General features: G+C 33.4%; 17 protein-coding genes. 6 read left to right on the top strand and 11 right to left on the bottom strand.

What is annotated here, in order from left to right; translation table 11 throughout:
- Positions 1 to 5: 5 nt before the first annotated feature.
- The 3 genes from porQ to AC1RRQ_RS09710 form a co-directional block, all read right to left on the bottom strand.
- Positions 6 to 1,025 (bottom strand): type IX secretion system protein PorQ, encoded by a 1,020-nt coding sequence (porQ, locus tag AC1RRQ_RS09720; RefSeq protein ID WP_493022827.1) that lies wholly within the window; start codon positions 1,023 to 1,025, stop codon positions 6 to 8.
- Positions 1,026 to 1,201: 176 nt separating this feature from the next.
- Positions 1,202 to 3,655 (bottom strand): endopeptidase La, encoded by a 2,454-nt coding sequence (gene lon / locus AC1RRQ_RS09715; protein ID WP_493022826.1) that lies wholly within the window; start codon positions 3,653 to 3,655, stop codon positions 1,202 to 1,204.
- Between the two features lie 239 nt (positions 3,656 to 3,894).
- On the bottom strand, positions 3,895 to 4,587 hold the full coding sequence (locus AC1RRQ_RS09710) for a hypothetical protein (protein WP_493022825.1): 693 nt from the start codon (positions 4,585 to 4,587) through the stop codon (positions 3,895 to 3,897).
- A gap of 161 nt (positions 4,588 to 4,748) precedes the next feature.
- On the opposite strand from AC1RRQ_RS09710, the gene AC1RRQ_RS09705 reads away from it, so the two are divergent.
- From AC1RRQ_RS09705 to AC1RRQ_RS09690, 4 genes are read left to right on the top strand one after another with little or no spacing between them, the layout of a single operon-like run.
- A complete protein-coding gene (locus AC1RRQ_RS09705; protein ID WP_493022824.1) occupies positions 4,749 to 5,303 on the top strand; it encodes an RNA polymerase sigma factor in 555 nt (184 codons plus the stop codon).
- On the top strand, positions 5,300 to 5,839 hold the full coding sequence (locus tag AC1RRQ_RS09700) for an anti-sigma factor (protein ID WP_493022823.1): 540 nt from the start codon (positions 5,300 to 5,302) through the stop codon (positions 5,837 to 5,839). The genes AC1RRQ_RS09705 and AC1RRQ_RS09700 overlap by 4 nt, the downstream gene beginning before the upstream one ends.
- Positions 5,823 to 6,881, top strand: coding sequence for a DUF4097 family beta strand repeat-containing protein (locus AC1RRQ_RS09695; RefSeq protein WP_493022822.1), 1,059 nt, complete (start codon positions 5,823 to 5,825; stop codon positions 6,879 to 6,881). Before AC1RRQ_RS09700 ends, AC1RRQ_RS09695 begins: the two co-directional genes overlap by 17 nt.
- A gap of 22 nt (positions 6,882 to 6,903) precedes the next feature.
- A complete protein-coding gene (locus AC1RRQ_RS09690; protein WP_493022821.1) occupies positions 6,904 to 7,629 on the top strand; it encodes a head GIN domain-containing protein in 726 nt (241 codons plus the stop codon).
- A gap of 90 nt (positions 7,630 to 7,719) precedes the next feature.
- Here the strand turns inward: AC1RRQ_RS09690 and AC1RRQ_RS09685 are convergent, their stop codons facing one another.
- The 6 genes from AC1RRQ_RS09685 to AC1RRQ_RS09660 all read right to left on the bottom strand — a co-directional run bounded on the left by AC1RRQ_RS09685 (position 7,720) and on the right by AC1RRQ_RS09660 (position 17,689).
- On the bottom strand, positions 7,720 to 9,045 hold the full coding sequence (locus AC1RRQ_RS09685) for an MFS transporter (RefSeq protein ID WP_493022820.1): 1,326 nt from the start codon (positions 9,043 to 9,045) through the stop codon (positions 7,720 to 7,722).
- A 496-nt stretch (positions 9,046 to 9,541) separates the two neighbouring features.
- On the bottom strand, positions 9,542 to 10,351 hold the full coding sequence (locus AC1RRQ_RS09680; RefSeq protein WP_493022819.1) for a M48 family metallopeptidase: 810 nt from the start codon (positions 10,349 to 10,351) through the stop codon (positions 9,542 to 9,544).
- A gap of 83 nt (positions 10,352 to 10,434) precedes the next feature.
- The gene (locus AC1RRQ_RS09675; RefSeq protein WP_493022818.1) at positions 10,435 to 12,834 is read right to left on the bottom strand and encodes a glycoside hydrolase family 31 protein; all 2,400 of its coding nucleotides are present in this window, start codon (positions 12,832 to 12,834) and stop codon (positions 10,435 to 10,437) included.
- 206 nt (positions 12,835 to 13,040) lie between these two features.
- Positions 13,041 to 14,945, bottom strand: coding sequence for a 1,4-alpha-glucan branching protein GlgB (gene glgB, locus AC1RRQ_RS09670; protein ID WP_493022817.1), 1,905 nt, complete (start codon positions 14,943 to 14,945; stop codon positions 13,041 to 13,043).
- 46 nt (positions 14,946 to 14,991) lie between these two features.
- Complete coding sequence (locus AC1RRQ_RS09665) at positions 14,992 to 16,272, bottom strand: glucose-1-phosphate adenylyltransferase (RefSeq protein WP_493022816.1); 1,281 nt, start codon at positions 16,270 to 16,272, stop codon at positions 14,992 to 14,994.
- Complete coding sequence (locus tag AC1RRQ_RS09660) at positions 16,262 to 17,689, bottom strand: glycogen synthase (RefSeq protein ID WP_493022815.1); 1,428 nt, start codon at positions 17,687 to 17,689, stop codon at positions 16,262 to 16,264. Before AC1RRQ_RS09660 ends, AC1RRQ_RS09665 begins: the two co-directional genes overlap by 11 nt.
- A gap of 115 nt (positions 17,690 to 17,804) precedes the next feature.
- Here AC1RRQ_RS09660 and AC1RRQ_RS09655 point away from each other — a divergent pair, with 115 nt between their 5' ends.
- Entirely contained in the window at positions 17,805 to 18,671 is an 867-nt protein-coding gene (locus AC1RRQ_RS09655) for an alpha/beta hydrolase (protein WP_493022814.1), read from the top strand.
- 47 nt (positions 18,672 to 18,718) lie between these two features.
- On the top strand, positions 18,719 to 19,369 hold the full coding sequence (locus tag AC1RRQ_RS09650; protein WP_493022813.1) for an endonuclease III domain-containing protein: 651 nt from the start codon (positions 18,719 to 18,721) through the stop codon (positions 19,367 to 19,369).
- A 1-nt stretch (position 19,370) separates the two neighbouring features.
- Here AC1RRQ_RS09650 and AC1RRQ_RS09645 read toward each other — a convergent pair whose 3' ends face one another.
- Together AC1RRQ_RS09645 and AC1RRQ_RS09640 are read right to left on the bottom strand one after the other, a co-directional pair.
- Positions 19,371 to 19,805 (bottom strand): nuclear transport factor 2 family protein, encoded by a 435-nt coding sequence (locus AC1RRQ_RS09645; RefSeq protein WP_493022812.1) that lies wholly within the window; start codon positions 19,803 to 19,805, stop codon positions 19,371 to 19,373.
- A 12-nt stretch (positions 19,806 to 19,817) separates the two neighbouring features.
- Positions 19,818 to 20,270 carry a DUF1569 domain-containing protein gene (locus AC1RRQ_RS09640; protein ID WP_493022811.1) on the bottom strand — a complete coding sequence of 151 codons (453 nt, stop codon included), beginning with the start codon at positions 20,268 to 20,270 and terminating at the stop codon, positions 19,818 to 19,820.
- Positions 20,271 to 20,505 lie beyond the last annotated feature (235 nt).

Raw genomic sequence — 20,505 nt, 5'->3', positions numbered from 1 at the left:
ATAAATTACTGTAAATTTAAAATTAGACCAAAAAGACTTGTATTTGCTGCCAATGTGTATCTGGAATAAGAATAGTTAAATTTTAATTTATTCATCTTTAATCCAAATCCTAATGAAATTCCTGAAAAATTACGTTTTTCTTCAACTCGTAACTCTTCCCCTCTCCTAAAATTATATCCTAAATGCAGATTGAATGCTCTTTGCGGGAAAAGCTCCACGCCAAATATAACATGTCTCAAAGCGTTATTAACAAACGAAACTTTTTCACTACTTGTTGATCCATCAATATTGGTTTCTCCGCGAACGGGGTTCGAAAAAGAAATATTCCATTGCTGCAAATTCTCTAAAGTAAGATGCCAGCGAAGCGGAATATGTTCCAGTTCTTGCGAAGCTCCAGCAGTGATTTCAAAGGGCAAATTTTCTTTTATTCCTGAATACGTAGTAAACTGCGTACCAATATTTCGAAATACCAGAGCCAAATTTACATTATTTTTTTCAATTTGATACATAATTCCCACATCAATTGCACCGCCAATTGAATTATAACTTTCTAAAGTCGAAGTTATTAGCTTGGCATTTGCCCCAATATGTAAATCTGTAAAAGGAACATTGTATGCATATCCCAATGATAATGCGCCTTCACTCCCTGTAAAATCTGATGTTTTCTGACCGTTCTCATCGTAACCTTCAAAAGATCCGTAGTTTACATAATTAACTCCGGCATAAAAAGTTTGTACGTGACGATCGTAAGTATAAGCGTACGAAGCCGTTCCGTAAGAAGCTTCTCCGTAATAATTTCCATAATTCAAGGCTAAATGGTTATCCATATCTCCGTTTAAAGCTGCTGGGTTAGACATGGCCTGGTTAACATCTTCATCATAAATCGTAATCGTTTTTCCGCCCAATGCTGCCTGACGCGGAGATGTTGTTAAATTTAGAAATTGATAGGTGTAGCGCCCGCCAACTTGCCCGAAGGAAACCGAACAAATTAGTATCATTAAAAGTAAAACGAATCGTTTCAACATGCTTTTGGGGCGAATCCTATATGGGAATAACGCAAATACAAAGATAAAATTATATAACACCAAAAATAAAATTAAATTTTAAATAAATTCCAATAAAAAATTCCAAATCCCAAACCTTTATAAAAGTTTGAAACTTGGAATTTGGATTTTAAAAAATTGGAATTTAAACCTTAAGTTTATTTCAATGTTTTAGCATTTTTTACATTTTGATCCGTCAAAGCCAGAGCTAAAACTTCACTCATTTCTTTTACATAATGAAAAGAAAGTCCTTCTAAGTATTCAGGTTTAATTTCATCAATATCACTTTTGTTTTCGTGACATAAAATGATTTCTTTTATTCCTGCTCTTTTTGCAGCCAGAATTTTTTCCTTAATCCCGCCAACAGGTAAAACTTTCCCACGTAAAGTAATCTCTCCTGTCATAGCAAGACTTTTCTTTACTTTCTTTTGTGTCAATAAAGAAACTAAAGAAGTAAGCATTGCAATACCGGCACTTGGTCCGTCTTTTGGAGTAGCTCCTTCCGGTACGTGCAGGTGAATGTTGTATTTTTGAAACAATTCGATACCTAATCCTAGTTTCTTAGCATTGGCTTTAATGTACTCAAGAGCAATCGTAGCCGATTCTTTCATTACATTTCCAAGGTTTCCGGTAATCGTCAACGCTCCTTTTCCTTCAGAAATTAACGATTCGATAAATAAAATATCGCCGCCAACACTTGTCCAGGCTAAACCTGTTACAACTCCGGCTACATCGTTATTTTCGTATTTATCACGCTCTAATCTCGGAACTCCCAGAACTTTTACGATATCTTCGTCAGTTACTTTTTTATTGTACTCCTCTTCCATCGCAACGGCTTTTGCAGCATTACGAATAACCTGAGCTATTTTAGTTTCTAAATTACGAACTCCGGATTCTCTTGTATATCCTTCAACAATTTTTTCTAATTGTTTTTTACCAATTGTCAGGTCTTTAGATGTTAATCCGTGTGCTTCTAATTGTTTTGGAAACAAATGTCTTTTTGCAATTTCTACTTTTTCTTCAATAGTATAACCTGACATCTTGATTACTTCCATTCTGTCACGTAAAGCAGGCTGAATTGCTGCCATATTATTTGAAGTCGCAATAAACATTACTTTAGATAAATCGTACCCCATTTCAAGGAAGTTATCATAAAAAGCATTGTTTTGCTCCGGATCTAAAACCTCTAACAAAGCAGAAGAAGGATCGCCGCTGTTTCCGTTTGACAATTTATCAATCTCATCTAAAATAAAAACCGGATTTGAGGTTCCTGCTTTCTTTAAACTTTGAATGATTCTTCCCGGCATAGCTCCAATATACGTTTTTCTGTGTCCGCGAATTTCTGCTTCATCACGCAAACCACCTAATGAAATACGCACATATTCGCGCCCCAAAGCCTCGGCAACAGAACGACCAATTGAAGTTTTACCAACTCCCGGAGGTCCTGTTAAACATATAATAGGAGATTTCATGTCATTTCGCAATTTTAAAACTGCCAAATGTTCAATCATTCTTTTCTTTACTTCATCAAGACCAAAATGATCTTTATCTAATATTTTTTGAGCATGTTTTAAATCGAATTTATCCTTAGAATATTCGCCCCAAGGCAATTCTAAAAATAACTCTAAATAGTTACGCTGAATTCCAAAATCTGGTGACTGCGGATTCATACGACGCATTTTAGATAATTCTTTCTCGAAATGTTTCTGCGTTTTTTCGTCCCATTTTTTAGTTTTCGCTTTCAATCCCATTTCGTCCATTTCTTCTTCCTGCGAAACGCCTCCCAATTCTTCCTGAATGGTTTTCATTTGCTGGTGAAGAAAATATTCTCTTTGCTGCTGATCTAAATCAAAACGTACTTTTGACTGAATGTCATTCTTCAATTCTAATTTTTGAAGTTCAACATTCATATAACGTAACGTTTCTAAAGCGCGGTCTTTTAAACCATTTATCGATAAAAGTCCTTGTTTTTCTTTTACAGATAAATTCATGTTTGAAGAAACAAAATTGATTAAAAACGATTGACTTTCAATGTTTTTAATAGCAAAAGTTGCTTCAGATGGAATGTTTGGACTTTCTTTAATGATTTGAATAGCCAATTCTTTAACAGAATCTAAAATAGCCGTAAATTCAGTATCGTTTTCATCTGGACGCTCTTCTGATACCTCTTTGATAGTGGCTGTCATATAAGGGTCTTCTGAAACTACTTCGTCTATTTCAAAACGTTTTTTTCCTTGTAAAATAACGGTTACATTTCCGTCAGGCATCTTTAAAACACGCAAAATACGTGCTACAGTACCTATTTTATGAATGTCATCTTTTGACGGATCTTCATCTTCTTCATTAATTTGAGAAACTACACCAATAATTTTTCCGCCGGCATTGGCATCATTAATTAATTTGATTGATTTATCTCTTCCCGCAGAAATTGGAATTACAACTCCCGGAAATAAAACCGTATTTCTTAAAGGCAAAATTGGCAGAGAAATAGGAAGTTCTTCATTGTTCATTTCCTCTTCGTCCTCCGGAGTTAATAATGGAATTAATTCTGCTTCCGAATCAAATTCTTGAAGTGACAGATTGTCAATAGTGAGTATTTTATGATTTGACATAATAATATATAAGTCGTTTTGTCATTAAAAGTTTTATACTATCTGCAAATCGTTCCTTAAAAGCTATAGTTTCTAATAAGTGTTTAGTTTACAAGACAGGCCATAAAAATAGACAATCATTATGCCAAATACAAAATAGTCAGCTTTGAAATTTAGATTTTTAATTTCTTTTTAAAAATTACAGTGCATAAAAAAAGCCGAAACTAATTTCGGCTTTTAAATTTTATCTAATAACTATTTTAATTCAGTTTATAAGAAACCAATTCAGAAGATGTGCCTTCAAATCCAAACTTAATAATACCTACACCTTTAGCAATCCAGTACTCTGCCTCTGTTGAACCAGCAGATTGGCCTTCAAGCGAAGTTTCCAGTTTTAATTTAAATCGGATTACATCTTTATGACTTACCCCTTTTACAGTAACAGTTAAGCCTTTTTCTACAATAGTTCCTGTATATTTTGTAGTTGTTTTAATAGATCCTAAACCTGTATAGGTAGTTTCTTGTACATAAGTTCCTGTCCAGGTTTTATTTGCATCTAAATAATCTTTAAAGAAAACAAACTCATAACCACTGATTTTTCCACCGAAACCATTAGCAGTAATGTTAATATCATCCAGTTTAATAAAATAATCTCCTTTTACTTTTTTAATATATGCCGAAGCTGAACCTGCAACAGGGCTGGAAGATGATATAAGAAACTTATCAAATTTAAAATAAGTTTCCCCTTTTATATTTTCTGCACTTAAAATTTTCATGGTAGTTTCAGCACCGCCTTGGTTCAAAACCCACTGATTTCCAACTGCTGTAGGCCAATAATCTCCTTGTAAATCTCCAGAGGATTGATCATCGTTTCCAGAATCGCTTGAACATGATGTAAATAATGATGCTGACACAAATAATGTCATTAGCGCCAGGCTCTTTAGTTTTTTCATAGTTTTAGATTTTTTAATGGTATATTTTAGGTAAATTTCTGACCAAAAATAAACCGACCATTTTATTTTTCCTTACGACTTTACGTAAAAGAGAAAAAAAATATAAAAACTGTAACATATTAAAAAAGACAAAGTCATTATATAAAACTAGCAACCATTACTTGAGTATAACAAATCAAAATATCGAAGAATTAATCGCGCTTTGTAAAAACAATAATCAAAAGGCACAATTCGAAGTTTACAATCGCTATTGTAAAGCTATGTACAACGTGGCTTACAGAATTGTAAAAGACGAGCATTTTGCACAAGACGTCATGCAGGAAGGTTTTTTGAAAGCTTTTACAAAGATCAACGATTACAAGCAGGAAGTCGCGTTTGGTGCCTGGCTTAAACGAATCGTTATTAATTACAGCATCGATTTCTATAAGAAAAACAATGCTTTCCAGATGGAAGACCTAAATAAAACGCTTTATAAAATGGAAGAAAATGATTCTATTTTATCTGACAGCATCGATTTGAATTCACTTAAAGTGAAACAGGTTTTAGATACCATTTCGGGCTTAAAAGATAATTACAGAATGGTTTTAACACTGTTTTACATTGAAGGTTATGATCAGGAAGAAATCTGCGAAATATTAAACATCAGCTATGCCAATTGCAGAACAACGCTGAGCAGAGCTAAAGAAAGTTTACGTAAAAAATTAGAGGATATATGAAAAAGGAAAATGACGAATTAGATCAGTTATTTAACAAGTTTGAAAATCAATGGGATATTCATGAAATGGATCCGGATCATCAGGTTGATTTTCTAAATAAATTAAATAAAAAAACACCTAAAAAGAAAAATTATGCCGGCTGGGCCATTGCTGCATCTATAGCGGTGCTTTTAGGAATATCTGTATTTTATAATAATACCGAGAAACCTAATGAATTCAAATTTGCTTCGCAGGAAACCAAACGTACGGATTCTATCTTTAATATTTTGATTGAGAATGAGCTAGTTAAATTAAAAGAAAAAAGTACTCCGGAAAACGAACAGATTATAAATGATGCACTAAAGCAAATGAAAGTCTTTGATGCCGATTATGAAAAAATCATTAAAGAGGTTCAGAAAAACGGCGAAAACAAGCAAATTATTTACGCGATGATAAGCAATCTGCAAACTAGAATTTCTTTTTTGCAGACGGTTTTAAAGCGAATTGAAGAAAACGAAAAACTAAACAACACAACAACTCATGAAAAAACATTATAACATACTAATCTTATTTCTTTTGATTCCTTTATTGGGATTTTCAAACGATGATACTTACATCACTAAACAAAAAACAATTAAAAAAACATACATCGTAAATTCTAACGCCGGAATTGACATTGATAATAAATACGGAAACATCACTGTATCTACCTGGGATGAAGATAAAATTGATCTCGATATTACCATTAAAGTAAACGGTGCCAACGAAAATTGGGTAAATGAGAGATTAAATAGTATTGATGTGCAAATTACGGCACTTAAAAGCTTAGTTACCGCTGTAACTTCAATTGGAAATTCGTCTTTTAAAAGCAGAGGAAGCAATAACAGTTTCGAAATTAATTATGTTATTAAAATTCCTAAAAACGGTTCGGTAAAACTGGTCAACAAATATGGAAATATTTCAACGCTTAATCTGGAATCGACAACAGATATAAGCTGCCGATACGGAAAAGTGAATCTGGGCAAATTAAACGGTTCAAGCAATAAAGTTGATATTGCCTACTGCCAAAACTCAACTATTGAGTATATCAAAAACGCAAACATTGAAGCACGCTATTCTGGTTTAAAAATCAATGATTCAGGAAACTTAAATCTTGATGCCAGTTATACAGATGTAACGCTTAATGACGGACAAAATATTAAATACGACTCTAATTATGGGAATTTAAAATTTAATAAAATAAACTCCTTAACCGGATCTGGTAATTATTTAACGGTTTCAATTGCAGAAGTCTCAGGCAGCTTTAGCGTAGATACAAACTACAGCAAAATAAGCATTGGATCTATGAATGAAAAAGCCGGAAACATAAGCATAAACTCTGGATATACAGATATTTCTATTGGATATGAAACAAATTATGCCTTTGATTTTGATATCTCAGCCAGATATGCCAATATCAAACATGACAATGCATTAGACATTTCAGTTTCAGAAAGTAAAAGCAACACAAAAAGAATAAGCGGCTTTTACAAGAAAAAAGGGCAAAACAAAGTAAATATTAACACTAATTACGGAAACGTATCGCTATTAAAAAATTAATAATCTTAAAAAACCATAAAAAATGAAAAAATCAATCTTATTGTTAGTCTGCACCGTTTTTTTAGCAAGTTTTACCAGCAGCGCCCAATCGAATAAAATAAATGGAAATGGAAATGTTGTCACTCAAACCCGTACAACTGGAGACTATGACGGTATTAAAATTGGAGGTTCTTTTGATGTTGACTTAGTTGCAGGAAAAGAAGGAAAAATTACTATCAAAGGAGAAGAAAACCTTTTGGCTGTAATTAAAGTTGAAGTTGAAGAAAATACACTGAAAATTTATGTAGAAAGAAACACGAATATTCGCCCGAGTGCAGGAAAAGGTATCCAAATTACAGTTCCTTTTGAAAAAATTTCTGAAGTAAGTCTGGCTGGTTCAGGATCTGTTGAAACTAAAGATGCCATTAAAAGTGATAAATTTTCAGCCAATTTATCAGGTTCTGGAAACTTTAACCTAGCTGTTGATTCAAACGATTTTGAACTTAGTTTAAGTGGTTCTGGAAATGCACATTTGAAAGGAACAGCAGATAATTTTACAGTAAAATTAGCAGGTTCTGGAGATATTGATGCCACTAATTTGAAATCTAAAAATGTTACGGCAAATGTTTCGGGTTCCGGAAACAGTAAAGTAAACTGTAACGGAAGTTTAACGGCAAGAGTGGCAGGTTCAGGAAATATTAAATACGGAGGAAATCCTGAAAAACGAGATGTAAAAGTTTCTGGATCAGGAAATATTACAAAAGCATAATATTATAAAAAGAAATATCACGAATTTCAAAATTATCATCAATCAAAACAATAACCTGCAATTCGTGATACTATTAAGAGAGACGTTTCATTAATTTGAAACGTCTTTTTTATGTACTCTTCTTAAAAGGAAAATAGAAGTAACAAAGAAAACAGCTAAAATTACAATTGCCGCACGCGGACTTCCTGTAATCTGATCTATAATACCATAAACACACATTCCTATTACAATCCCTACTTTTTCTGCCACATCATAAAAGCTGAAAAATGAAGCTGTATCTTCAGTTTCTGGTAATAATTTTGAGTATGTAGAGCGCGAAAGTGCCTGGATTCCTCCCATTACAAATCCTGCAACGGTTGCCATCACGTAAAAATGCATTGGCAATGTTATAAAATAAGCCAAAGCACAAAAAACAGCCCAGATACCGTTAATGAAGATTAAAGTTGGAACATTTCCCCATTTAGCAGAAGCTCTTGAAGTTAAAACCGCTCCAACAACAGCAACTAATTGTATAATTAAAATACAGATTATTAGACCAATCGTACTTTCTTCTTTAGATGACCATTGAATTTCCTGTGCTCCAAAATAAGTAGCAACAAGCATTACGGTTTGCACTGCCATACTTGAAACAAAAAATCCACCTAAATACCGTCGCAATGGAACATTATCTTTCAATAAAGCCCAAACCTTCTTCAATTCTTTAAAACCATTAAAAACGACTGATCGTGTTAGTTTCTCTCCTTTTTCCTTACTCCCTTTTGGCAGGTAATAATAAGTGTACTGGCTGAATAATATCCACCAAACTCCCACCATTATAAAAGAGTAACGCATCGCTTTCATCGCCGCTTCGCCATCTGTTCCTGTAATTCCAAAAAGTTTTGGTTTCATGATCATCGCCAGATTGATAATAAGCAGAATAACACTTCCAATATATCCTAAAGAATATCCTTTTGCACTTATTTTATCCTGCTGTTCCTCAAAAGCAATATCCGGAAGATAAGAGTTGTAGAAAACCAAACTTCCCCAATATCCTAATAATCCCAAGAAATAAAACAATAATCCAACATAAATATTATCCAGATCAAACCAGTATAATCCCATACAGGATAAAGCTCCCAAATAGCAGAAAAATTTCATAAAAGCCTTTTTATTCCCAACATAATCTGCAATCCCGGATAAAAAAGGTGAAATAAAAGAAACCACCAAGAAAGCCGCAGCAGTAATAAAACTTATTAAAGCAGAGTTTTTTAAGTGAAGCCCAAATACATCAATGTAATGATCACGGTCTGAGAATAATGCTTCGTAAAAAATTGGAAATACGGCAGAGGCTATGGTAAGAGTATAAACTGAATTTGCCCAATCGTAAAATGCCCAGGCGTTTAATAGTTTTTTATCTCCTTTTTGTAGGTTTTTCATTGAAATGATTTTGTTAATGCGGTACGAATTTATTCAATTTTTATGATAATCAAATAGAATTTTACTAATTCATATATTATTAAATTATAAAGGTTTGAAAAAAAAAGAGCCGTCAGGCTCGATCTGTATTGTAGGACTGGATTTCAATCCAGTTCAGGCAAAAGAAAAAAAAGAACCGTAGGTTCGGCTCATTTTACAAAGTTATAAAAAGCACAATCTTCCAACACCAAAATCAATTGGTATATGAATCGTTCCTACGAAACTCTAATATATATCGCATAATTTTTCAACGGATTAAAATCCGTTGCTACAATATGTAATGTTCCTACGGAACTCGAGGATATAACGTATAATTTCCCAACGGATTAATCCCGAAGCCTCAGGATGCTGCTGCAATATATATTGTTCCTGCGAACTTTTACCTGTTGAATTTTATTCGCAAAAAAAAAGCTAATCGTAATCCGAATAGCTTTTTTAATATTTTAAAAATGATTTCTTATTTAATAACACCAACTTTTAATGCTGTTGCTTTTGCTGACGGAATTAAAGATCGAATATTTGCAATTCTCGTAGCGTCGGACGGGTGCGTACTCATAAACTCTGGTTGAGATGCTCCTCCTGATTTAGCCGACATTCTAGTCCAGAATGCAATGGCATCATCCGGATTATATCCTGCAATAGCCATTAAAGTCAAACCTATTTTATCTGCTTCGCTTTCGTTGCTTCGGCTAAATGGCAGCATTACTCCTACTTCTGAGCCTATTCCGTAAGCTTGTGCAAAAATTTGCTGTGTTGCTTCAGATTTTCCGCTTGTTGCCGCTCCTAAAGCCGCACCTCCAATTTGCTGTAATTGTGCCGCCGACATTCTTTGTGCACCATGATTGGCCAATGCGTGCGAAACTTCGTGCCCCATCACAGTCGCTAAACCTGCTTCATCCTGCGTTATAGGCAAAATTCCAGAATACACTACAATTTTTCCTCCTGGCATACACCACGCATTAACCTCTTTATTATCAACTAATTTATATTCCCAGCGATAATCTTTTAGATATTGTGACTGTCCTAAATAAGTTAAATATTTTTCGGCTGCAGCTTTTATTTTTAATCCAACAGTTTCTACACGTTTTGCATCTGCTGTTCCTGTAATCACTTTATTTTCAGACAAAAACTGACTATACTGCTGGAAAGAAGATGGAAATAATTCACTGTTAGAAACAAAATTTAAACTTTGTTTCCCAGTAATTGGATTTGTCGCACAAGCCACTACAAGTGCACCAAAAATTCCTAAAAACAAATATTTTTTCATAATTCACGCTATTTTCAAACAAAAATACAATTATTAAAAATTAATATTTTACACAATACGTCAAAAAAATATCAGAATTATACTTATTCCCCAACAATATGAAGTTCATTAAACTCTTTATCAACGATTAAGAAATTATTCAATTCGAAGGCCGTCTTATCAAATTCGATTTTTTCATTGTCGATTTCAATTTCAGTTACTTTAAACGGTAATCCAATTAAATTAATTTTGTATTTGCTATATGGTGTATCGTATTTCCCTTCTTTATGAAGCTGAATAATAAGTTCTTTTTCTTTACCAATTGTTCTGAAAGATAAAAAGCTGTAACGTCCTTTTTTATAATCGTAACCATCCTGAGCATCTTCATAAACAACAGATTTTTCTTTTCCGTTTTTAAAGTAAACATCAAGCATTAATTCATCAAATTCTAATTCGCCAACATATTGCTGCACGGGATATTTTGGTATAATAGCACCTGCTTTTACAAAAACCGGAATTTCATCAAATTTAGTGTCAACCCAAATTTCCCTGCCACCAACAAATAAATCATTTGTCCAGTAGTTATACCACTCACCTCTTGGAATATACATACGTCTACCTACAGCATTAGGTTCAAGGATTGGGCATACTAAAATTTGATTTCCAAAGATAAATTCGTCATTGCGATAATGCGTTTGCGTATCATCCTGATCGTAATAAACCAAAGGTTTTAACATAGGAAGTCCTTCTTCAATATACTGCCAGAACATGGTATATAAATAAGGTAATAACTGATAACGAAGGCTGACAAATTTTCTGGTAATATTGATTACTTCTTCGTCAAAAGCCCAAGGTTCCTGATTTCCATGATCTCCTGAAGAATGCGTTCTGCAAAACGGATGAAAAACACCCAGCTGAATCCAACGTGCATATAATTCGCCTGTTGGCTGCTCAGCAAATCCGCCAATATCAGAACCTGTGAATCCCATTCCTGAAATCGACATTCTTTGCACCTGAATATTCGCAATCCATAAATGTTCCCAAGTTGCTACGTTATCGCCTGTCCACGACGATGTGTAACGCTGTGCTCCTGAATAAGCAGATCTTGTAATGACAAAGGGACGTTTTGGGTAAACAAATCTTTTTACCCCATGATAGGTTGCCCTTGCCATTTGCGTTCCGTAAATATTATGCGCCTTTCTATGGCTGCAAGGATTTCCGTCGTAAAAGTGACGAACATCCATTGGGAATGTTTTATTGGGCACCTCCATAACGGCAGGTTCGTTCATATCATTCCAAACTCCTTTTACGCCTATTTCTGAAACTAATTCTTTAAATAATCCAGCCCACCATTCTCTAACTGCAGGGTTTGTATAATCTGGAAAATTACATTCTCCCGGCCAGACTTTACCCTTCATATAAGGCCCATCGGCTCTTTTGCAGAAATAATCTTTTTCTAAGGCTTCTTTATAAACCCAGTAATCTTTATCAATTTTAATTCCCGGATCGATGATTACAACAGTTTTGAAACCGTCTTCCGCTAATTCAGCCACCATTCTTTTTGGATCTGGAAAATAGTTTTTATTCCATGTAAAACATCGAAATCCTTCCATATAATCAATATCCAGATAAATGGCATCACACGGAATTTTAAGTTCTCTAAATTTTGAAGTAATTTCTTTGACCTTACTTTCGGGATAATAACTCCATTTACATTGATGATATCCTAAAACCCAAAGCGGCGGTAATTCTGGTTTTCCCGTTAAATCAGTATAAGTAGTGACAACATCCTGCATTTGCGGACCGTAAATGAAATAATAATTCATTTCTCCTCCTTCTGCCCAAAAACTTGTTACATTTCGTCTTTCCTGACAAAAATCAAAAAAAGTCCTAAAGGTATTATCAAAGAAAATTCCATAAGATTGTTTGTTATGTAAACCAATGTAAAACGGAACTACTTTATAAAGAGGATCTTGTTCTTTTTGATAAGCATATTGATCTGTAGCAAAATTTTCGACTCTCTTGCCTTTAAGGTTCATTTGAGTCGCTTTATCTCCAAGACCGTAATAACATTCGCCATCTTTAGAAAATTTACTCATTTTTACGATGTTCCCGCCATATTCGTAGCTTTCCTCCCAATGAAAACCAAGTTCATCTTCGAGAATCAAAAAATCGTTTAAATCGTAAATGGCCAGACGAAGATCGGCTTTCTGAATTTTACATTTTACTTTACTGGTTCTGATCTGGAAAAAAGTTTCTTCTTCAGTAAGTTCCAAAAAATTATATCCGTGAAGCTGGGTTTTATCAATTGCATACGAAAAATCATTGCTGAAATATCCCTTCGTAGTAAAACGAAATCGAATTAAACTGTCTCGAAGTATAGTGACTTTTAAGATTACTTTGTTATCTGTATTAAAAAAAATCGAATCGCCTTCATGCTCATAAGAGACAATTTTTGATGGATATAAATCGCCCTTGTATTCTAATGATGTGTTTGTAATCATATCGCTAAATGAATTAATTATATAACGCTAATCTCTATTTCAAACATACGAAAAAAGTTAGTAAAGCCCTATGAATAAAAGGTTTATTCACGAAAACGTTTTTTCTGAACGAGTTTTTAATTACAGCTCAAAAAAACAAGAAATCAATAATTTAATACCTTTAAAATGACAAAACAGCACTTTAAAAATGGCGTATAGGATTTTTTCTAACTAAAAGAATATACGGTTACACTTAAAGGCGGTAAAATTAATTCAACCGAAAAATCGCGACCGTCATAAGGTACCGCTTCAACCTTTACTGATTTTCCGTTTCCAACTCCGCCTCCGCCGTAAATCGCAGCATCGCTATTAAATATTTCTTCTAGTTTTCCTTTTTTCGGAATCCCAATTCTATATTTTTCTCTCACAACTTGTGTAAAATTGCAAACTACAATTAGATTTTCATCTTCATTATTTCCTTTTCGGATATAAGATAAAACCGCATTTTGATGATCGGAATAATTTATCCATTCAAAACCATCTCCCGTAAATTGCTTTTCATATAAGGCGGGACGTGTTTTATAAAGCTGATTTAAATCTGTAATTAATCTCTTTATGCCTGAATGAAAATCGTATTGTAGTAAATGCCAGTCTAAACTTTGTTCGAAATTCCATTCATTCGTTTGACCAAATTCAGCCCCCATAAACAATAGTTTTGTTCCGGGATGCGTAAACATATATCCGTAAAGCAATCTTAAATTAGCAAATCGCTGCCATTCATCGCCCGGCATTTTATAAATAAGAGATTTTTTGCCATACACTACTTCATCATGAGAAAACGGAAGCATGAAATTTTCGGTAAAAGCATACGTCATCGAAAAAGTCAAATCGTTTTGATGGTATTTTCTATAAACCGTTTCTTTTTGAAAGTATTTTAAAGTATCGTGCATCCAGCCCATCATCCATTTCATTCCGAAACCTAAACCGCCTGTAAAAGTAGGTCTTGAAACCATAGGGAATGAAGTGCTTTCTTCTGCAATAGTTTGAACTCCATCAAAATTAGCATAGATTACTTCATTAAATTCTTTAAGAAAACTTATACTGTCTAGATTTTCTCTTCCACCAAAAATATTAGCTTCCCACTCGCCTTCTTTTCTTGAATAATCAAGATATAACATCGAAGCTACTGCATCAACTCGTAATCCGTCGATATGATAATGTTGCAGCCAAAAAACAGCATTACTGATTAAAAAAGCACGAACTTCATTTCTTCCATAATTAAAAACCAAACTTTTCCAATCCGGATGGTAGCCTTTTCTTCTATCCGGATGTTCGTATAAATGCGAGCCGTCAAAATACCCCAAACCGTGTGCATCATCAGGAAAATGTGACGGAACCCAGTCTAAAATGACGCCAATTCCTTCCTGATGTAATCTGTCGACCAAAACCATAAAATCCTGAGGTTTCCCAAAACGTGATGTCGGCGCAAAATATCCCGTAAGCTGATATCCCCACGAAGGATCATAAGGATATTCCATAACCGGCATAAATTCTACGTGCGTAAAACCTGTTTCTTTAACGTATTGAACCAAATCATCGGCCAGTTCTAAATAGCTTAGAAATCGGTTATGTTCAGCTCGTTTCCAGGAACCCAAATGTACTTCGTAAACAGAATAAGGCTTATCTAAGCCATTAAACTGATGGCGGTTCTGCATCCAGTTTTCATCTTTCCATTTATAATCTAAATCCCAGACTACAGATGCTGTATGAGGCGGTTTTTCGCAATATAAAGCAAAAGGATCTGCTTTTTCGGTTATAATACCATCAATATTCGATTGAATTTTATATTTATAAAGTTCACCTCTTGAAATATCAGGAATAAAGCCTTCCCAAATTCCTGAAGAATCCCAGCGGACATTCAAAAGATGTTCTCCCTGTGTCCAATAATTAAAATCGCCCACAACCGAAACAGAATGTGCTGTAGGTGCCCAAACGGCAAAATAAACACCTTTAACTCCATCAACTTCAATTAAATGTGCTCCTAATTTTTCATACAATTTGAAGTGTTTTCCGGCTTTGAATAAATCTATATCAAAATCAGTAAATAGAGAATGTGTAATTACTTTTGTCATATTTGGTTTTATAATTGGAATTTATATTTTTTGGAATTTTTAAATTTTATTCAATTCTAAAGTTATCTGATAATGTAACTCCTTTTTTAATAACCACAATTCCGTCTTTTATGCTGTATAATTCATTGGTAAAATTATCCAGGTGTTTACCGCCGCTAATATGAACATTGTTTCCTATTCGAACATTTTTATCTACTAATGCATTTTGTATGAAGCAATTTTCGCCAATACCAACATGAATTTTATTAATGCTGCTTTCGTAATTTAGTTCATCCAAATCCTGATAAAAATCGTTACCCATAACATAACAGTTCTCTAAAACTGTACCTACGCCAATTCTGGAGCGAATACCAATTACTGAGCTTTTTATTTCTTTGGCATTAATAATACAGCCTTCGGAAATCAAGGATTGATTGATAACTGAATTTCTAAATTTGGATGGAGGCAGTAATCTTGGTCTTGTAAAAATCTTATTCTCGTCATCAAACAAATTAAATTCCGGAATATCTGCAGTTAAACCAATATTAGCTTCAAAAAACGATTCAATATTTCCAATATCTGTCCAATATCCTTCGTATTGGTAACTTAAAATTTTATGTTTTCCAACGGCTTGCGGAATGATTTCTTTTCCGAAATCTTTTGTTTCCTGATTGGCCATTAATTCTTCCAATAATGATTTATTGAAAATATAGATTCCCATTGAAGCCAGGTATTTTTTCCCCTTTTCCTGCATTTGTTCACTTACTTCAGATTCCCATTCAGGCAGTAATGAAGCATCAGGTTTTTCTATAAAAGCGTGAATATTATTTTCATGATCCGTTTTAAGAATTCCAAACTCTGGTGCATCTTTGGCATTCACAGGTAAAGTGGCAATCGAAATTTCGGCGTCAGCGGCAATATGCGCTTCCAGCATTTCGTTAAAATCCATCTGATACAATTGATCGCCCGAAAGAATTAAAGCATGATCGAAATCGTGTTTTAAAAAGTGCGACATACATTGTCTAACAGCATCTGCCGTTCCCTGAAACCATGTTGGGTTATCCGGAGTTTGTTCTGCAGCCAAAATATCAACAAAAGACTGACTGAATATACTAAAGTTAAAAGTGTTTTTGATATGTGCATTTAAGGATGCGGAGTTAAACTGTGTCAAAACAAATATTTTAAAAATATCAGAATTGATACAATTAGAAATTGGAATATCGACCAAACGATATTTTCCTCCAATTGGAACAGCTGGTTTTGATCTCGTCTCTGTTAACGGAAACAAACGTGATCCTTGTCCTCCTCCTAAAATAATAGCAACTACGTTTTTCTTCTTAAATTTCATTTTTCTCAATTATTAGGTTGTATATCTCGATATATTCTTGGCAAACACTTTCCCAGGAATGGTCAGCTTCCATTCCTCTTTTTAAAACTTTATTGAAATTTATTTTATCGGCGTACAGCTTAACCGCACGATTTATTGAATAACAGATATCTCCAACCGAAGCCTGATCGTGGCAGATTCCGTTTCCTTCATCACCAAAATCAATTACAGTATCTCGCAAGCCTCCAGTTCTCCTAACAATTGGAATTGTTCCATAACGCATGGCATACATTTGATTTAAACCGCAGGGTTCTACTCGTGACGGCATTAAAATATAATCTGATCCTGCATAAATCAAATGCGCTAATTCTTCATTATAACCAATAAATACATTGTAATTTCCTTTATAATCATTACGCAATTGAGTTAACTGCGATTCAATTTCTGAATTTCCCGAACCTAGAATCAAAATATTAATATCTTCAAAATGCTCTGATAATGCTAAAGCAGAAGCCTGAGGCAGTAAATCCCCTCCTTTTTCTTCAAACAAGCGTCCAATAAAACTAAACAAAGGTTTTGAAGGATCAAGTTCAAACTGTTCGCACAATTTTTCTTTATTTCTCTGTTTTCCAATTTCAAAGTTCTCTATCGAATAATTCTCTGCAATCATTTGATCTTTCAACGGATTCCAAACTTCAATGTCGATTCCGTTTAAAATTCCTTTCGATTTATTCCGAACAGAATTAAATAGAGATTCTAATCCGTTCGCATTATAATTAATTTCGTTTAAATAACTTGGAGAAACTGTAGTAACCGCCTGAGCGCATTTTATACCAACAGCCAAAGAATTAATTGAATTATTCCACTCTAAAAATCCTACATGTTTTAAATCAAATTCTGGCAGATAATATAATTTATCAAATCCAAACCAGCCCTGATACAAGCCATTATGAATGGTTATGACGGTTTTTAAATCCTTTAAAATTTGGTATTTATAAGCAAACTGCGTTAGAAACGGAATTAATCCGGTATGATGATCGTGACAGTTAATTATATCCGGAACTTCAGTTCTGGCCATAATCCAATCTAAAGCTGCAATCTGAAAAGATAAAAATCGCTCAATATCATCTTCATAGCCATATATATTCGGGCGATTAAATAATTCATTTATTTCTATAAGATACAATTCGTAACCTAACTTATCTGTACTTTCTTTTAAAACACTAAAAGGAAAATTGAAATTGCCCAACTTCACCGTACCCCAATGAACACAATCAAAATTATTCTCTTTTTTAAATTTTGTATCATAAGCCGGAACTACCACTCTAACTTTATGTCCTACATTATTTTGGTATTTTGGCAAAGCGCCAACTACATCGGCCAGACCGCCAACTTTTGCCATTGGATAACATTCTGCACTAATATGAAATATTTCCATTCAGAAATTTATTTGTGATTATTTTCTAAGAAACAATCATTAATATGCTATTTTTATGTTTTTTAAATTTAGCAAAAAATAAGCAAAGTTCTGCTTCAAAATAAGTTTTATTGAAATGGCAAAAAAGGCAATTAATCCTACTAAATCATTAAAAATACCACAGATAATTATTATATCTGCCAAAATTTGCGCTTTTATCTCCACAAAGCTGGTTACAAAATTTGCTGCAAGATTATTTACAAGCCCTATAAAACATAAAGTTCCAAAACGCGAATTTGAAATGGACCGTAAAAGCATACAAAAAAATGTGTACGTTCCTGAAATTGATAAAAGTGTTGTAACCTACGAATATGGCACCAGCAATCGTAAAATATTATTAGTTCACGGATGGTCTGGCCGAGGAACACAACTATTTAAAATAGCCGATGAACTTTTGTTAAACGGTTATTCTACGATTAGTTTTGATGCACCCGCACACGGAAAATCTGAAGAAAAAACAACTATAATGTCTGAATTTATTGCCTCAATTCTGGAAATTGAAAAACAATTTGGACCTTTTGAATTTGCAATTGGACATTCTTTAGGCGGAATGTCTGTTTTAAATGCAATCAAAGACGGACTAAAAGTAAATAAGGCTGTAATAATTGGAAGCGGAGATATTGTACAGGATATTTTAGATGAATTTATTTTTAAATTAGGATTGAAGAAAGAGATCAGCAATCATCTAAGAGATTTTTTTGAAGATAAGTATCAGGTCAAAATGGACGATTTTTCGGCTTATCGTGCAGCACAAAAAATTGAAATTCCAGTTTTAGTCATACACGATCAAGACGATCCTGAAGTTTTGGTTAAAGCTGGAATTCATATTCATGAGAATTTAAAAAATGGCAGTTTATTTTTAACCGAAGGACTTGGACACAGAAAAATTCTGGGAAATCAAAATGTGATCAAAAAAACTTTAGAATTCATTAAAAACGATTAACTTTATAATAGTTAACTATTTAAATATCAATATCAAAGAAACTAAAAATGGATTTATTTGGAGAAACATCAGATTGGGAAACTAAACTAAAACCCATTTTAAAAAAATACAAAGGCAAAAGGCATCCTCTGGATTATCAAAATACCTATCAGTTATTGGTTATGGTTGTGCTCTCTGCACAAGATTCTGATGCCAATATTAATAAGATTGCTCCAGCTTTATTTGAAAAATATCCAACTTTAAAAAGTCTTTCTAAAACAGATATTGAAACCTTTATTCCTTATATAAGTAAAGTACGTAACTATCCTACTAAAGCGCAATGGCTCTTAGAAATTGCACAAACCATTCAAAACGATAATGATATTCCTTTAACAATGTCCGGTTTAACTGCTTTAAAAGGTATTGGAAGAAAATCTGCCAACGTCATATTAAGAGAAACAAATAAACCAGCAGAAGGAATTATTGCCGATTTACACGTTATAAGAGTAGCTCCGAGAATTGGAATTATAAAAGAAAGTAAAGACGGTACAAAAGTCGAAAAAGATTTAATGCAGGCTTTACCAAAAAATATCTGGTCAGAAATAGGAATGGCTATTTCATTTTTAGGAAGAGAAACATGCAGACCTAAACCAAAATGTGAAGAATGCCTTTTGACTGATATTTGTCTGTATTACAATACTGAAATTCAAAGAAATTAAACTATTTTCTTCTGGTATCGATTAAATAAATAATTTTCCAGGAATCTTTTTCTTTAAACAAAGTAAAAGTATTTACTCCAGTATGACTTAATTTCTCATTGATATAAAACTCATAAGAAGCCCAAACGTGAGCCATTACACCATCAACCTGAATATTACAACTCAATATTTTTTCTTCAAACTTCATATTTGAAGGAATTGATGTAATAGATTTGTAGAATGCATTTGCACTCTCATTATTTAGTTTATTTCCTTTTAATGCGCTTTCACTTATTGACTGTAAAATCATTTTATCTGCGCAAACTGATTTTATTTTTACCGAATCTCTTTGATGAAAACCTTCAAAGAAAATTTCGATAGTCTTTTGAACTTCTCGCTTTTGTGCATTAGAAGTTAATCCTAAACACAGAAAAAACAGAATAAAATAAATTTTCATACCAATGTTTAATTAAACGCCAAATTGTCTAAAATGATGATCTAAATGTTTTGCAAACATATTATTCCATTCTTTAGAAGTTAGTTTTCCAAAAGAAAGAGATTCTTTGCCTTCAAACTCATTTTCTCCTAATTCTTGTGTTTTTTGAATATAAGAAATCAGTCTGCTTTTTTCCAGTTCAAAATTACAATCACCTTTAATAATAAATTGTGGGGCTGTACTAAGATTTCTTGGATAAGGTGTTTCGCTTACAACTTTATTTTTAGCCAATAACTTCAACAGAAGTTTCACGAAAGCATTTGGTTTGGAGTGAATATTATCATAAACCATTTCATACGTAACATTGCAGTGAGCCAGCATTTGATCAACAGACATTTTACCCCAAAGTGGCTGCGTATCTGTTTTAAGCTCATTAATTCTAGTAATAAATTGATCACAATCTTCTTTAAGAAAAACGTTTTGCATAGCCAAAAATGATATTTAAGATTAAATAGAGGAGTAAAAATATAAAATTTCTGATTAAAAGAGCTTTTGAAGTCTAATATTTTAGCATATTGATAAAGAGATAAACAATTTCAGTTTAGATCAAAAAAAAACTTCAATTAGCAAAGCCAATTGAAGTTTTTAGTACTCAGAGCGGGACTTGAACCCGCACGAACATTGCTGTTCACTGGATTTTAAGTCCAGCGTGTCTACCAAT

This window comes from Flavobacterium sp. GW821-FHT12A05, assembly GCF_058807735.1.
The sequence above is the reverse complement of the archived record's forward strand: the minus strand, read 5'-3'. Positions and strand labels throughout refer to the sequence as shown.

Excerpts from the sequence above, each read along its gene's own strand:
- porQ (WP_493022827.1), bottom strand. The coding sequence starts at position 1,025 with ATGTTGAAACGATTCGTTTTACTTTTAATGATACTAATTTGTTCGGTT.
- lon (WP_493022826.1), bottom strand. The coding sequence starts at position 3,655 with ATGTCAAATCATAAAATACTCACTATTGACAATCTGTCACTTCAAGAA.
- AC1RRQ_RS09710 (WP_493022825.1), bottom strand. The coding sequence starts at position 4,587 with ATGAAAAAACTAAAGAGCCTGGCGCTAATGACATTATTTGTGTCAGCA.
- AC1RRQ_RS09700 (WP_493022823.1), top strand. The coding sequence starts at position 5,300 with ATGAAAAAGGAAAATGACGAATTAGATCAGTTATTTAACAAGTTTGAA.
- AC1RRQ_RS09695 (WP_493022822.1), top strand. The coding sequence starts at position 5,823 with ATGAAAAAACATTATAACATACTAATCTTATTTCTTTTGATTCCTTTA.
- AC1RRQ_RS09690 (WP_493022821.1), top strand. The coding sequence starts at position 6,904 with ATGAAAAAATCAATCTTATTGTTAGTCTGCACCGTTTTTTTAGCAAGT.
- AC1RRQ_RS09685 (WP_493022820.1), bottom strand. The coding sequence starts at position 9,045 with ATGAAAAACCTACAAAAAGGAGATAAAAAACTATTAAACGCCTGGGCA.
- AC1RRQ_RS09680 (WP_493022819.1), bottom strand. The coding sequence starts at position 10,351 with ATGAAAAAATATTTGTTTTTAGGAATTTTTGGTGCACTTGTAGTGGCT.
- AC1RRQ_RS09675 (WP_493022818.1), bottom strand. The coding sequence starts at position 12,834 with ATGATTACAAACACATCATTAGAATACAAGGGCGATTTATATCCATCA.
- glgB (WP_493022817.1), bottom strand. The coding sequence starts at position 14,945 with ATGACAAAAGTAATTACACATTCTCTATTTACTGATTTTGATATAGAT.
- AC1RRQ_RS09665 (WP_493022816.1), bottom strand. The coding sequence starts at position 16,272 with ATGAAATTTAAGAAGAAAAACGTAGTTGCTATTATTTTAGGAGGAGGA.
- AC1RRQ_RS09660 (WP_493022815.1), bottom strand. The coding sequence starts at position 17,689 with ATGGAAATATTTCATATTAGTGCAGAATGTTATCCAATGGCAAAAGTT.
- AC1RRQ_RS09655 (WP_493022814.1), top strand. The coding sequence starts at position 17,805 with ATGGCAAAAAAGGCAATTAATCCTACTAAATCATTAAAAATACCACAG.
- AC1RRQ_RS09650 (WP_493022813.1), top strand. The coding sequence starts at position 18,719 with ATGGATTTATTTGGAGAAACATCAGATTGGGAAACTAAACTAAAACCC.
- AC1RRQ_RS09645 (WP_493022812.1), bottom strand. The coding sequence starts at position 19,805 with ATGAAAATTTATTTTATTCTGTTTTTTCTGTGTTTAGGATTAACTTCT.
- AC1RRQ_RS09640 (WP_493022811.1), bottom strand. The coding sequence starts at position 20,270 with ATGCAAAACGTTTTTCTTAAAGAAGATTGTGATCAATTTATTACTAGA.